Annotated in this window: 13 protein-coding genes and 1 pseudogene; 7 read left to right on the top strand and 7 right to left on the bottom strand. The window is 36.0% G+C overall.

All coding sequences use genetic code 11. The annotated features are described in order from the left end of the window. A pseudogene (locus tag CRV04_RS09665) lies at positions 1 to 850 on the bottom strand (methyl-accepting chemotaxis protein); the annotation flags it as partial. Between the two features lie 196 nt (positions 851 to 1,046). Between CRV04_RS09665 and CRV04_RS09660 the strand changes: the two are divergent. Continuing rightward, positions 1,047 to 2,156 carry an Opr family porin gene (locus CRV04_RS09660; protein WP_128996638.1) on the top strand — a complete coding sequence of 370 codons (1,110 nt, stop codon included), beginning with the start codon at positions 1,047 to 1,049 and terminating at the stop codon, positions 2,154 to 2,156. A gap of 242 nt (positions 2,157 to 2,398) precedes the next feature. Continuing rightward, entirely contained in the window at positions 2,399 to 2,728 is a 330-nt protein-coding gene (locus CRV04_RS09655) for a DUF2325 domain-containing protein (RefSeq protein WP_128996637.1), read from the top strand. A gap of 21 nt (positions 2,729 to 2,749) precedes the next feature. Here CRV04_RS09655 and CRV04_RS09650 read toward each other — a convergent pair whose 3' ends face one another. Then, complete coding sequence (locus tag CRV04_RS09650; RefSeq protein ID WP_128996636.1) at positions 2,750 to 3,190, bottom strand: Fur family transcriptional regulator; 441 nt, start codon at positions 3,188 to 3,190, stop codon at positions 2,750 to 2,752. Between the two features lie 165 nt (positions 3,191 to 3,355). Between CRV04_RS09650 and CRV04_RS09645 the strand changes: the two genes are divergently transcribed. Both CRV04_RS09645 and feoB read left to right on the top strand, forming a co-directional pair. Next, positions 3,356 to 3,580, top strand: coding sequence for a FeoA family protein (locus tag CRV04_RS09645; RefSeq protein WP_128996635.1), 225 nt, complete (start codon positions 3,356 to 3,358; stop codon positions 3,578 to 3,580). Continuing rightward, positions 3,577 to 5,700 (top strand): ferrous iron transport protein B, encoded by a 2,124-nt coding sequence (gene feoB / locus CRV04_RS09640; protein WP_128996634.1) that lies wholly within the window; start codon positions 3,577 to 3,579, stop codon positions 5,698 to 5,700. The genes CRV04_RS09645 and feoB overlap by 4 nt, the downstream gene beginning before the upstream one ends. 68 nt (positions 5,701 to 5,768) lie before the next feature. On the opposite strand, the gene CRV04_RS09635 is transcribed toward feoB, so the two are convergent. The 4 genes from CRV04_RS09635 to CRV04_RS09620 form a co-directional block, all read right to left on the bottom strand. After that, a complete protein-coding gene (locus CRV04_RS09635) occupies positions 5,769 to 6,110 on the bottom strand; it encodes a hypothetical protein (protein WP_128996633.1) in 342 nt (113 codons plus the stop codon). Between the two features lie 85 nt (positions 6,111 to 6,195). Then, positions 6,196 to 6,933, bottom strand: coding sequence for an arginyltransferase (locus CRV04_RS09630; RefSeq protein ID WP_128996632.1), 738 nt, complete (start codon positions 6,931 to 6,933; stop codon positions 6,196 to 6,198). A 2-nt stretch (positions 6,934 to 6,935) separates the two neighbouring features. Then, complete coding sequence (gene trpA, locus CRV04_RS09625; RefSeq protein WP_128996631.1) at positions 6,936 to 7,676, bottom strand: tryptophan synthase subunit alpha; 741 nt, start codon at positions 7,674 to 7,676, stop codon at positions 6,936 to 6,938. Between the two features lie 50 nt (positions 7,677 to 7,726). Then, complete coding sequence (locus CRV04_RS09620) at positions 7,727 to 9,142, bottom strand: chloride channel protein (protein WP_128996630.1); 1,416 nt, start codon at positions 9,140 to 9,142, stop codon at positions 7,727 to 7,729. A 163-nt stretch (positions 9,143 to 9,305) separates the two neighbouring features. Here CRV04_RS09620 and panB point away from each other — a divergent pair, with 163 nt between their 5' ends. From panB to CRV04_RS09605, 3 genes are read left to right on the top strand one after another with little or no spacing between them, the layout of a single operon-like run. Next, positions 9,306 to 10,142 (top strand): 3-methyl-2-oxobutanoate hydroxymethyltransferase, encoded by an 837-nt coding sequence (panB, locus tag CRV04_RS09615; RefSeq protein ID WP_128996645.1) that lies wholly within the window; start codon positions 9,306 to 9,308, stop codon positions 10,140 to 10,142. A gap of 2 nt (positions 10,143 to 10,144) precedes the next feature. Continuing rightward, a complete protein-coding gene (ruvB, locus tag CRV04_RS09610; RefSeq protein WP_128996629.1) occupies positions 10,145 to 11,167 on the top strand; it encodes a Holliday junction branch migration DNA helicase RuvB in 1,023 nt (340 codons plus the stop codon). After that, on the top strand, positions 11,164 to 12,210 hold the full coding sequence (locus tag CRV04_RS09605) for an AI-2E family transporter (RefSeq protein ID WP_128996628.1): 1,047 nt from the start codon (positions 11,164 to 11,166) through the stop codon (positions 12,208 to 12,210). Before ruvB ends, CRV04_RS09605 begins: the two co-directional genes overlap by 4 nt. Here the strand turns inward: CRV04_RS09605 and CRV04_RS09600 are convergent. Beyond that, positions 12,207 to 12,956 (bottom strand): ferredoxin-thioredoxin reductase catalytic domain-containing protein, encoded by a 750-nt coding sequence (locus CRV04_RS09600; RefSeq protein WP_128996627.1) that lies wholly within the window; start codon positions 12,954 to 12,956, stop codon positions 12,207 to 12,209. The two genes, CRV04_RS09605 and CRV04_RS09600, sit on opposite strands and share 4 nt — an antisense overlap. Positions 12,957 to 13,046 lie beyond the last annotated feature (90 nt).

The raw sequence follows: 13,046 nt of genomic DNA, 5'->3' as shown, positions 1-13,046 counted from the left end.
CTTGTTTGGTTAATTGCACATCTAAATGTCCTTTTATGGCTTGTTCTACCACACTCAATGCTTCACTTACGGCTTCATTATCTTTAAGTAGTCCTGCTTGAATCTTTTTAATATTATCATTGACCACCGTTGACATTGCACCAAATTCATCTTTACTGTTTATTTCAATAAGGTGTGCCTCTCTCTCCTCTTTATTTAAGTATCTGAAGAAACTCAATAACCCGGTTTGAAAATGATTTAAAGTATTGACTATGATATTTGAAAACAGAACTGAAAACAGAAAAAATACAATGGTTGCAACAACTGCAATGATAAATAGTGTGGTGGTTAATAAAGATTCTCCCTCTTCTTTTAACTCAATCGCACTTTTATTGATTGATGCCAAATCCTCTTCAAGTTTCAAACCAACCTTGACCATTTTGGCGATGATGGCTTTGACTTTACTGCCTTCATCTTTTACTCCATCATTGAACTCTTTGACTCTTTGTTGTGAAAAATCATCAAAATGCTCAATATACTCTTGTGATAACATTAAAATTTCATCGGCCATTTTAATGCTTTTTTCCATCGTTAAAATTGACTTTAACGCATTGACACTTTGATCAAGTTGTGAAAACGCATCTCGCACATTTTGTGCATTGTTTTCATTGGGTAAACGTAAAAATTGATAGACTGCAATTCGTCCTTTTAAAACTTGTTGGATAAAAACATCCGTTTGACTTGCAGCATATACTCTGGTTTTAACCATACTATTGTAATGATTAAAGACAAATCCTGAAACTATCACAATAACTAAAAAAAGTGCTGGTAAAAGCATTAATTTAGCACGTGTTGACATATTATTTAACATATTCACTCACTTTTGTCAGAACGGTACTGCCGCCACAGTACGCATCATAAATTTAGAAATGCTATTTTAATGCTATTTTACTTAATTACATATTTAATACATTTTCATAAGTCTAAAATTGATAACAATTATCACTATAAGCTTTCTTTAAATTATTATCTATTATCATTTCAATCATCAAACAATAGGAGTTTAAATGAAAAATCTAAGTTTAGTCGCTTGCGGTCTACTTTTAAGCAGCACTGCGTTGTTCGCAGAATCAAACAGCATTAAAGAGGCATTTGCCAATGGTAAAACAAGTGGAGATTTTACTGTTTATCACGAATCAGTAGATCACAAAGGTTCTGATGACACCAGTGTCACAGCAGGTTCAATTGGATTAAGTTATGAAACAGATACGTATAATGGTGTGAGTATCTCTTTAGGTGCACGAGCACAACATGAGTTTCATGAAAAGAATGATACAGACTACGAAGAGATATTTGCTAATGATGCCGTAATGCACACAGCAGCCATTAAATATGCAAACAGTAACTTCTTTGTATCTGTGGGTCGACAAGAGATTGACTTAGAGTGGTTGGGTGATTACAATGAATCAGTTGTTGCAGGGATTACAGCCATTCCAGATACAACAATTGTCTTAGGGTACACGGATCGACAAGCAGAGATTGCATTTGATACAACAGCTGACTTTGAAGAGATCACTGAAGATGGTGCGTATGTATTGGATGTTAAATATGAAGGTATTGAAGGTTTATTATTAAACCCATATGCCTATACAGCACCAGATGAAGCAGACTTTTACGGTTTCAAAGTTGCTTATGATACAGATATGTTTGGGGTAACAGCTCACTATGCAGCATCAAACCAAGACAGTAACTCTATTATGACAAAAGAAGATGGTAGCATCTACAATCTTGAAGGGCGACTCAATGTGGTTGGTCTGGCATTAGCAGCAGGATATATTAAAACCGATTCAGATGGTGCAAGTGGAAGTATTGCAGCGTATGGAGATAATATGAGTCCAATGGATGATGGAGAAAAAATCTATGATGGATTGGATGCAAAAACATTTTATGGAAGTGCATCTTACTCGATTGCTGATTTAACATTAACTGCACTTTATTCAACAACAGATTATGACACTGATACAAACAATGGTTTGGATGTGGATGAGTTTAACTTCATTGCAGAATATGCCATTACAGATGAATTAAGTGCTGCCATTACATACGTTGATTATGATGATGACGGTTCTGATTCAGATTACGACAAAGTATTTGCAAACGTTACTTACTCATTTTAAAAAATAAAACTACTGCCATAGTTACAATTTTTAGGAGTTTCTCATTTGAGGAGCTCCTTTTTTTATCTCCAAATTCTCTTCTTTTTGATATTTATTATCATTATTAATGTTTATTTAAGATAAACTCGTGTAGTATTTTAATAACGATTATCAAAAAGGAGTAAAGATGAATAAGCTATTTGAACTGGATAATAAAACAGAATTGATTGAACCTACTGGGTGTACATGCTAAAGGAGATAAAATGAGTGTATTAGTTATTGGAGGAGATCAAATCTCACAAATTTCGACCATGTTGCAAAGTTTAGGTGCTAAAAAAATCAATCATTGGGATGCACGCAAAAAATCTTCTGCTCCCAAAAAGAAAATCCCAATGGACACCGACTGTATTGTCATGCTCACCTCTTTTTTAAACCACAATGTGATGCATAAATATAAAAATGAAGCCAAACGACAAAACATTCCTTTTATTTGTGCTAAAAGAAGTGTGGGGTGTGTGTACGATGAGTATGTTAAAATAATGGGTATAAAAGATTGCAGTGAGTGTTATTGCAATGAGAGTTGCTCAAAATAATATTAAGGAGTTTCCTTAATATTATTGACAGTTTGAGCACAATCCATACAACTGCATAGAGTGGCTTGTAATTTTAAACTTGTTTTTAGATGCAATTTTATCTTGTCGTTTCTCAATTTCATCATCCACAAACTCTACGATTTTTCCACAAGATGTGCATATTAAGTGATCGTGATGTTCTTTAGCATTACTCTCATATTTTTTTCCGTCATTTCCAAATACAATGGAAGTAATTAAATTCACCTCTTCTAAAAACCCTAATGCCCGATAAACTGTCGCAATACCTATGTTAGATTCTGGCTCTTCGAGTTTAATTTGGTTATAAATCTCTTCTGCTGTTAAATGTGCATGTGCATGCAATAAAATTTTTAGTACTATCTCTCTTTGCTCAGTATATTTCAGACCTTTTTGTTTTACAATCTTTTTGAGCTCATCAATTGCCTGTTCATTATTATTTGTCATAAATATATGCCCTTAAAAAATTAATTACAAAAAGTATAGCTAAAGTTAGCCAAAAAAACAAATAAGATAATATTATATTTTGATTAATAATTTTTTGACTCTCATCAAGAAAGAATAAGTTAAATTTCATTATAATAATCATTATTAGTTTATAAGGTAGAAGAGATGACACTGGACAGTTTAAATAAGGGAGACTCTGCTGTAATTAAAAACGTTAATGCACCGCAAGCACTCAAAGCACGATTGACCTCATTTGGAATCAATAAAGGCGCAAATATCACTTTACAAGAAGTAACACTTGCAAAAAATACAATGGAAATATCGGTGAATAAAACCAAAGTGGCTTTACGAATTTCTGAAGCACAAAACATTGAAGTAGAAGCACAATGAATCCAAAAAAATCAACCAAACATATTATAAAAATTGCATTGGTGGGTCAACCCAATGTTGGAAAATCGATGCTCATTAACTCCATTTCAAACGCACGATTGAAAGTAGGAAACTTCTCAGGCGTCACGGTTGAGAAACAAGAGATTATTTTTAAATACAAAGACTATACGATTGAAATCACAGACCTTCCTGGGTCTTACTCACTCAATGATTACACCCTTGAAGAGCGTGTGACCAAAGAGTATTTAGAAAACTCTCCATATGATATTATTATCAATGTTTTAGACTCCACCAATATTGAACGAAACCTCTTTTTAACCAGCGAACTGTTAGCACTGGACAAAAAAATGATCATTGTTTTAAACATGAGTGATGAAGCCCACAATGAAGGGATTGAAATTGATGAGAAACAACTGAGCAAAATCCTTGGAAAACCCTGTATTAAAACCAGTGCGGCCAAAAATACCGGTATAGATGAACTGCTTGAAGCCATCATAAAAAAATTTGAAAGTGAAAAGGTGCCTTCAAAACTGATCTTCTCTGATCCAATTGAAGAGGAAATTGCCAATATTGTCACCCTGTTCAAAGATAAAAATTTCAAATCCAATGTCACTTACAGAGAGTTAGCCATCAAGCTGTTAAAAGAGGATAAAAGTACCTATAAAAAATTCCATGATGATCCTATTTGGGTGGAGTTGCAACACACTTTAAAACACGCCTTTGAGCACATCTATTTGCATTACAATACCAAAGATATGTACGATATCTTCACAGAAGAGCAAGCCTCATTCGCTCGAGGTGCCACTATTGAAACTGTGACAGAGAAAAAATCACTCAAAGAGGACATCACTTCCAAAATTGATTCTATTTTGATTCATAAATTCTTTGGTTTACCTATTTTCTTCTTTTTTATGTGGTTGCTCTTCCAACTCACCTTTGAATTGGGAAATATCCCAATGGATATGATTGATGCATTTTTTGCCAATTTAATTGACAACACCAAAGCCGTTTTGGGGGAAAATCAACTCTCATACATGATTGCCGATGGTGCCATTGCAGGTGTGGGTGCTGTTATTTTGTTTGTTCCAAATATTGTGATACTCTTTTTTGGAATTGCACTGCTTGAAACCACAGGGTATATGAGTCGTGTTGCTTTTTTACTGGATGGATTTTTCCATAAATTTGGTCTTCATGGAAAATCGTTTATTCCTTTAGTAACAGGGTTTGGGTGTTCTGTTCCAGCATATATGGCCGCGCGTACCCTTAAAAATGAACGCGATCGGCTGTTAACTCTGTTTGTCATTGGATTCATGTCATGTGGTGCAAGATTGCCCATTTATGTTCTGTTTACAGGAGCATTTTTTAACTCATCAAATGCAGGAAATGTGCTTTTCTTAATCTATATTTCTGGTGCATTGTTGGGACTTATTGCGGCAAAAGTGCTCAAAATTGTCGTCTTTAAAAGTGAAGATGAGCCTTTTGTAATGGAGATGCCCAAATACCGAATGCCTTCGTTTAAACTCATTTGGCACACCGTTTCAAATCAAGCGATGATGTACTTAAAAAAAGCGGGTACATATATTTTAGCAGCATCCATTCTTATTTGGTTTGCTTCTAATTATCCCAAATATCCAGAATATGAAACAAAAATCAATGCTCAAATTGAACAAACCAACTCTTTAGAAGAGGCATCACGTCTTCAAAACGAGCTCGTACTTTATAATTTAGAAAACTCTTACTTAGGGAAACTGGGGAAATTTTCAGAACCACTCTTTGCACCTTTAGGTTTTGACTGGAAGATGTCTGTTGCTCTTGAAACAGGGCTTGCAGCTAAAGAGATCGTGGTATCAACGTTAGGAATTTTATATGGTCTAGGAGACGGAGCAGATGAAACCAGTGATACACTCATTTCAAAAATCAAAAACAACATCCCTGTACCAGCGGCCATTGCCTTTGTTGTCTTTGTTATGATTTACCTTCCATGCTTAGCTGCATCAATGGTATTTGCACGAGAAGCAGGAGGTTGGAAATATTTGGGATATCTGTTTATATTTACAACAGGAACCGCTTGGGTGTTGTCTTTTTTTGCATACAATCTTACAAAGTATTTTATTGGTTAAACGCCAATAAAATACAAAACATCTCTTCTAAACAATCTTAAAAAAATTATACAACTATAAAAGAAGCTCTACTCTAATTCAAAGGTCGTTGTAACGATTTGATCATTATCAATAACTCTGAATGTCCAAATACCTTTCATTCGTCCACTGATGTATCTGAAGTCATAAACAGAACCATGACCTGCGGGAATTAACATGGTTCTTTTTCTCGAAACATCGCCTGTTGGATCAATCCATTCAAAAACCACTTCATAATCTTCGGTTCGTCGTTCATTCGTATATTTACAAATAATAGAGTTTTCATCTTTTAAAATAAGACAATCTGCTACTTTTTCATCATATTCAGTCTCTACTATCTCAGCTTGTGCAAAGCATGAAACCAATAAAAAAAGTGCCACTATTTTTTTCATTCTTTATCCTTAATTGTGTGAACGCTTACTCGAAAATTTTTATTAATAAATATTATACCCAAAACTCTGTTTTTGTCAAAGTTTTTTAACCTTTATATGGTTGCCAAATTGTAATCTCATCCAATGAAGCTCGATTGGTCAATATTTCAAAGGGTTGATACGCCTCTTTATATCCCATACTAAAATGGTTTTGTATCCAATATCCCAAATAAATATAAGGAATATTTAACTCTTTAGCCACTTTTATTTGTGCCAAAATGGAGAATCTTCCCAAAGAGTATTTTTCAAAATCATGGTCATAATAACAATAAATTGAAGAGATGGCTTGAGGCAGAACATCGGTCAATGCAACCCCTACAAGATTACCATCACGCACATATAAAAACTCTTGCGCAAAATCAACATTGCCATCAATATAAGAGCGCTGATACTCGGATGGTGTTATGGGGGAATACGGCCACTCTTTTTTTTCACTCATATGCTCATGATATTTATCATACAGCTTCAAATGTTCAATGGAGAGACTGGGTGGTTGAATGTACACTTCTGTGTCTTTGTTTTTTGCAAGCACCCTTTTATCGGATTTAGAGAAAGTGTAATTTTTAACATCAATGCGCATGGAGATACATTTGGTGCAGTTTTTACACTCTGGCACAAAGTGCATATGCCCAAATCGACGCCACCCATGCTCCAACATGTTTTGATAATCCTCTTTGCTGCACTTTTGTATGTACCGATAACGGATATCGGATACTTCCTCATCAAAATAAGAACACTCGCGGTTCTCTTCAACAAACTCAATATCTTCTTGAACAATACGCATGACTATTCGTTGATTTTCTCTTTGATCTCTTTAGCTAAAGAAGAGACTCTTTTGATTTTTTCTGTATGATTTAAAGTCTCATCCAAAAGTATTTTAACAAATGCAGAACCTACAATCACACCATCCACACCCTTTGCTTTACTTTTAGCTGTTGTTTCATCCACTCCAAAACCAATATAAATAGGGGTATCGCTGCTTTGACGTGTATACTCAATCACTTGGGTCAAGTCTTCACTCTTGCCACTCCCTGTAATGCCTGCATACGCCACAAGATAGATGAATTTTTGAGCATCTTTTACAATGGTCGCTATTCGCTCTTTTGTATCCGTAGGTGCCACAAAACTGATAAGCGCTTGCTCATGTGCTTTAAAAAGTTCACTGTATGATTTTGTCTCTTCATAAGGTAAATCAGGAATAATGGCTCCATGCAGACCTAAAGCTTGCGCTTTTTTAACAATTGTTTCCATGCCTTGATGGTAAAAAGTGTTCATGTATCCCATCCACAGCGTATCTATTTTAGGTGCAATTTGTTCAGTGACCTCAAACAGATCTTTCATCTTAAACCCATTTTGTAGACTGATTAAATTGGCTTTTTCAATCACTGGTCCATCCGCGACGGGATCAGAAAAAGGAATACCCAATTCTAAAGTATCCACCCCTGCTTCTGCCATTGAAAAACTCAAATCAACGGTAAAATCTTTACTGGGAAAAGCTGTCGTAATATAACCTACTAATTTCTTCAAATTGTTATCCTGTCTTTAAATTGCTCTATTTTAGCCAAAATCGTATCAAACTACTCTTTGTTTATACGATCACGGTTTCTTTTGGCTCGTTTAAATTTAATCATCACCAACTTCACCAATGCATGTATGTGTTGGAAAAATCGTGTGGTATAGGTGGCTTTGGTATTGACCATCTCTTCCCCTAACTTCACACTTAAAGCTTCTGATTTTTTCATCGCCAACACTTGTGAAGGGAATACACTTCGATGCCCCGTCATTAAAAATGCAATGATAATGGACAATGCTGCATAATGTGCCACATTCATACCAAAAAGCTCCACGGCCATAATCATGGCTGCAATAGGTGCACTTGTTGTTCCAGCTAATACACTTACAAAACCTAAAGCAGCAAACAAGGGAATATAACCATCAACCAACCAACCAAAAAAGTTACCACTGGTAGCACCCACATAAAAAATAGGAGTAATCACCCCTCCACTTCCACCAAACCCAAGCGTAAGTGCTGTGAAAACGGTTTTAAAAATAAAAGCATACCACGGCACTTCAGTGTTATCGACATCATATGGAGAAAGCGAGTCTACAATAGTTGAAAACCCAAGTCCCAAATAATCATCTCCCACTAAAAGAGTCAAAAAGACAATCAACACTCCACCAAAAAAGGCTTTTAAAATATAATTCAATTTGATATTCACAGCAAATCGATGAATCTCTTTAAGAGTTGTAATGACAAAATCTGCCACCAATCCAAAAAAGATTCCCCCTAAAATGATTTTGGCAATGAGCATATGGTCAAAATCAAACTTAGAATAAAAGGCGATGTCAAAATAGGTGTAACTGATCCCCAACATTTTTGCCACAAAAAAAGCTGAAAATCCTGCTACAATCGAAGGCAACAAAATGTCATACATTAACGCACCCACAATCAAAATCTCCACACCAAAAATAGCACCTGCTAATGGTGTACCAAATACTGAAGCAAACCCAGCGCTGATACCACAAATGACCACTTTCTTTCGGTCACGATTCGTGAATTTAAACATACTTGCAACCAATGAAGCACTGGCAGCTCCTATTTGAGCTCCAGGCCCCTCTTTACCAACTGACCCCCCAGAAAAGATGGTCAACACAGTTGCAAAAAGTTTGACAGGTATGACTTTCACATCCATCTTACCTGAGTGTTTGTGTACGGATTCAATCACCTTTTCTGTACCGTGTCCTTTTGCATTGGGTGCGATTTTACGAATGATAATCACCGTAACAACCAAAGCAAATGGAAGCGTATAATAGTAATCAAAAGGGAGAGCACTTCGTGTGTTTTCAAAATACTCCAACACTTTTAAGAAAAAAGATACGATGGCACCAATGAGTGCACCAATGACTGATGAAATTAATATCCATTTGGTAATGCTGGCAAACATGATTGTTTGTTCAGTTAAGTGAGCGTTGACTTTTCTGTTTCGTTTCATTTTAGAACTGCTTTGTGTGTGGGTAAGTTTTAACGGAAATATATTAGAGTATAACAAAACTGTATTTAAGAACTCTTTGTAAAGTGTGATAAATTCGTGCAATTTTGGAATTTTTCAAGCATAAAAAGAAATTATTAGCTATAATATATCTTCATTTATGAATATGTTTTTAGGAGAATTTATTTTGAGTATTACAAACAATGAAACATATAAAGAGAAGATGACCATCTCTAAAATCAAAAAAGCAAAACATGAAAAAAAATTAACCGTTATCACCGCTTATGATGCTTTGTTTGCCAAACTTTTTGAGCAAGACAGCGACATGATTTTAGTCGGAGACAGTCTTAACCACAGTTTTGCAGGAGCACAAGACACTTTAAGTGCAACTTTGGATCAAATGATTTACCACACCAAAGCCGTTTGTGCAGGTGCACCCAACTCCTTTGTTATTTGCGATATGCCTTTTGGTACGTACACCAATGAAGAAAAAGCCTTAGAAAGCTGTGTGCAAGTCTATGCCCAAACTCAAGCAGCTGCTGTAAAAATTGAAGGGGGTGAAGAGCGTGCACATATTGTAAAACACCTCACCTCTAACTGCATTGCCGTTATGGGACACATTGGACTTATGCCACAATATGTACGAAGCGAAGGCGGTTATAAAGTACGAGGGAAAACCCCTGAAGATATTGAACAACTTGTACGCGATGCCAAAGCCATAGAGGCTGCGGGTGCATTTTGTATTGTCTTAGAAGGGGTAAAAACGGAAGCGGCAAAAGCGATTACCCAAGCTGTAAAAATACCCATTATTGGAATTGGTGCAGGCAATGTGACCGATGGTCAAGTCTTAGTTTGGTCTGATATGCTTGGTTTTTTTGAAGCGTTTAAACCCAAGTTTGTACGACGTTATTTAAACGGTGGCGAGTTAATACGACAAGCTGTTAAACAGTACAAAGAAGATGTAGAATCAGGCCTTTTTCCAAGTAAAGAGGAGGAGTATTAAGCGTGGAAAGAGTTGTGGAGGTTGAGCAAGTCTCATTTGAAGAGAACAATCAAGAGGCCAATTTACGTCCCTCTTCTTGGGATGATTATATTGGTCAAGAAAAAATCAAAAAAAACCTGCGTGTCTTTATTGATGCGAGTAAAAAACGAAATGAAGCACTTGACCATATTCTTTTTTATGGACCTCCAGGGCTTGGGAAAACGACGCTGAGTTACCTTATCAGTCATGAGATGAACAGTAACATTAAAATTACTGCAGGTCCCATGATTGAAAAAAGTGGTGATTTAGCAGCCATTTTAACCAATCTTGAAGAGGGTGACATTCTCTTTATTGATGAAATTCATCGACTCTCACCTGCAGTTGAAGAAATTTTGTATCCTGCTATGGAAGATTATCGTTTAGATATCATCATTGGGTCTGGACCTGCTGCTCAAACAGTGAAAATTGACCTACCCCGTTTTACGCTTATTGGGGCAACCACACGTGCAGGAATGCTCTCTAATCCACTTCGAGAACGTTTTGGAATGCACTTTAGAATGCAGTTTTATACCGACAAAGAGTTGGCCAAAATCATTCAAAAAGCCTCTTCAAAATTAGAGAAATTTTGCCAAGACGATGCCAGTTTAGAAATAGCACGACGAAGCCGTGGTACACCAAGGGTGGCTCTGCGTTTATTAAGACGTGTACGAGACTTTGCGGAAGTAGAAGCAGAAGATGAAATCATACTTTCACGATGTCAATACGCCTTAGATGAACTGGGTGTGAATGACAAAGGGTTTGATGAGATGGACTTAAACCTTTTAGAACTTCTGATTTCCAATAAAGGAAAACCAATGGGGCTTTCAACCATTGCAGCAGCACTGAGTGAAGATGAAGGTACCATTGAAGATGCAATTGAACCTTACTTATTAGCCAATGGTTATATTGAAAGAACAGCTCGTGGACGAGTGGCCAGCGTAAAAAGTTATGAACTTTTTAGACTCACACCACCTGCTTTAGAGAAAAAAGAGGAGACTCTTTTTTGAAACCACAACACTTTTTATTGGGTATCGCTGCTATTGTTCTTTACTTTTTGGCAGACCTATTTCAACCCTTTTTAAAAGCAATTTTAGTGGCTCTGCTTTTAGCGATTGCCACCAACTCGATTTTTAATTTTGTTCTGTTTCGTTTTAAAAACAGACTCTTTAGTTCGGTTTTTATGACCCTGTTTTTAGGAGCGGTGTTTTTTATTCCATTGATGTACTTTATCTTCTCATTTATTAATTATGTGAACCATATGGATAAGCAAGCCATCATGAATATGTATGATTTTACATTAGAAGTGGTCAATCGTCTGCCCAATGAATATGCCTTTATCAAAGAGCATTTGAATCGTTCTTTAGAACAAATCAATATTGCAACCATGCTTGAAAAAACCATCTCTTTTGGAGCACTTTTGGGAAAAAACTCCGCACGCTTTATGATTGATATGGTGCTGATTTTAACTTTTTATTTTTTTATGAATCTTTACAACAAAGAGTTTTCAAGCTTTATTATTGAACTCATCCCTTTAAACCATGAAGACAGCAAAGCGTTGTTTAATGAGTCATCCAATGTAATGAGTATTGTATTATACTCGATTTTAGTTACGGCCATTTTTGAAGGTTTTTTGTTTGGATTTTTCATCAACCTTTTTGGTTATGATGGTATTTTGTATGGCGTACTGTATGGCTTTGCTTCACTCATCCCCATCATTGGTGGAGCACTCATGTGGTTACCCGTTGCTTTGTATGAAATGTTTACAGGTTCACTTTACAATGCCATTTACATTGCCCTATACTCTATTATCATCATCTCTATTATTGCTGATACCTTTATCAAACCCATGATCATAAAATACATCAATAAAAGAGTGGTGAAAACACCAACAGCGATTAATGAATTATTGATTTTTTTCTCTATTGTTGCGGGACTTTCAACCATCGGATTTTGGGGAATGATTATTGGACCGGCATTAGTAACATTCTTCATTTCTATCATGCAGCTTATTAAAAAGCAGAATAAACTCAATGCGCAGACAGAGGTTTAATCCTCCTCTCCACTTAACATCTCACCTTGGTATGAGACAATACCATGCTCTAAGTTACTGACACTTTTAAATCCCAAATCTTGCATGATACGTTGGCAATAAGCACTTCGACTGCCAATATGACAATAAACCACTGAAGGAACATCTTTTTGTGTTTCAAGTTGTGCAATGGCATTATAAAATGAGGTTGTGGGAACCAAATAATCACACCCTTTAATTCGAGCACTCACCCACTCCATCCACTCACGTACATCCACTAAGTTAAACTCAATTGTCTTTTCTTCTCTGGCTTCAAGCAGTGCTTCAAGTTCACTTGAATCTAAATTCTGTTTTTGAAGCAACACTTCGCACTCTTGCTTGCTTAATCCTCTGGAATGAGTATGCGCTGCCTCCTCTAACTCGTTTTGTGTTTGTGCTTTTTGTGCAAATTCTGGTGTACAGAAAATCCCACATCGACATTTACCATCATTGGGGATCTCTACTTCTAAAGCTGGCTTACAGGGACAAACACGATTGTCAGCTTTTTTTTGCTCCTCTTTTGTATCACCTACGACCATAAAACAGGGGCAGAATCTCTTCCCATAAATCAATTTATTTCGAGTTAAACCTTGTTGAACAGACTCATTAACATCCTCTTCAGGGTTATAAACAAATCCAAACTGCTCGCACACTTTTTGTGTAAAATTTTTTGTAATTTCTAATTCATTGATGAACTCTTCTGAGTTGACGTCAATCTTTTGTATCATAAGAAAACCTTATATTAATTTTGATGGAATTATAGTAAAAAATGCTAAAATAAAGTTGAGAACAATTAACTAGCTATTTCCTTGATACTT

It is taken from the genome of Candidatus Marinarcus aquaticus (assembly GCF_004116335.1).
Lineage (GTDB): Bacteria > Campylobacterota > Campylobacteria > Campylobacterales > Arcobacteraceae > Marinarcus > Marinarcus aquaticus.
This window is presented reverse-complemented; position numbering and strand designations above follow the sequence as displayed.

Bases quoted from the DNA above. Each gene is read 5' to 3' on its own strand.
- CRV04_RS09660 (WP_128996638.1), top strand. From the start codon at position 1,047: ATGAAAAATCTAAGTTTAGTCGCTTGCGGTCTACTTTTAAGCAGCACT.
- CRV04_RS09600 (WP_128996627.1), bottom strand. From the start codon at position 12,956: ATGATACAAAAGATTGACGTCAACTCAGAAGAGTTCATCAATGAATTA.
- CRV04_RS09645 (WP_128996635.1), top strand. From the start codon at position 3,356: ATGACACTGGACAGTTTAAATAAGGGAGACTCTGCTGTAATTAAAAAC.
- CRV04_RS09655 (WP_128996637.1), top strand. From the start codon at position 2,399: ATGAGTGTATTAGTTATTGGAGGAGATCAAATCTCACAAATTTCGACC.
- CRV04_RS09630 (WP_128996632.1), bottom strand. From the start codon at position 6,933: ATGCGTATTGTTCAAGAAGATATTGAGTTTGTTGAAGAGAACCGCGAG.
- feoB (WP_128996634.1), top strand. From the start codon at position 3,577: ATGAATCCAAAAAAATCAACCAAACATATTATAAAAATTGCATTGGTG.
- CRV04_RS09620 (WP_128996630.1), bottom strand. From the start codon at position 9,142: ATGAAACGAAACAGAAAAGTCAACGCTCACTTAACTGAACAAACAATC.
- panB (WP_128996645.1), top strand. From the start codon at position 9,306: ATGTTTTTAGGAGAATTTATTTTGAGTATTACAAACAATGAAACATAT.
- CRV04_RS09635 (WP_128996633.1), bottom strand. From the start codon at position 6,110: ATGAAAAAAATAGTGGCACTTTTTTTATTGGTTTCATGCTTTGCACAA.
- CRV04_RS09650 (WP_128996636.1), bottom strand. From the start codon at position 3,190: ATGACAAATAATAATGAACAGGCAATTGATGAGCTCAAAAAGATTGTA.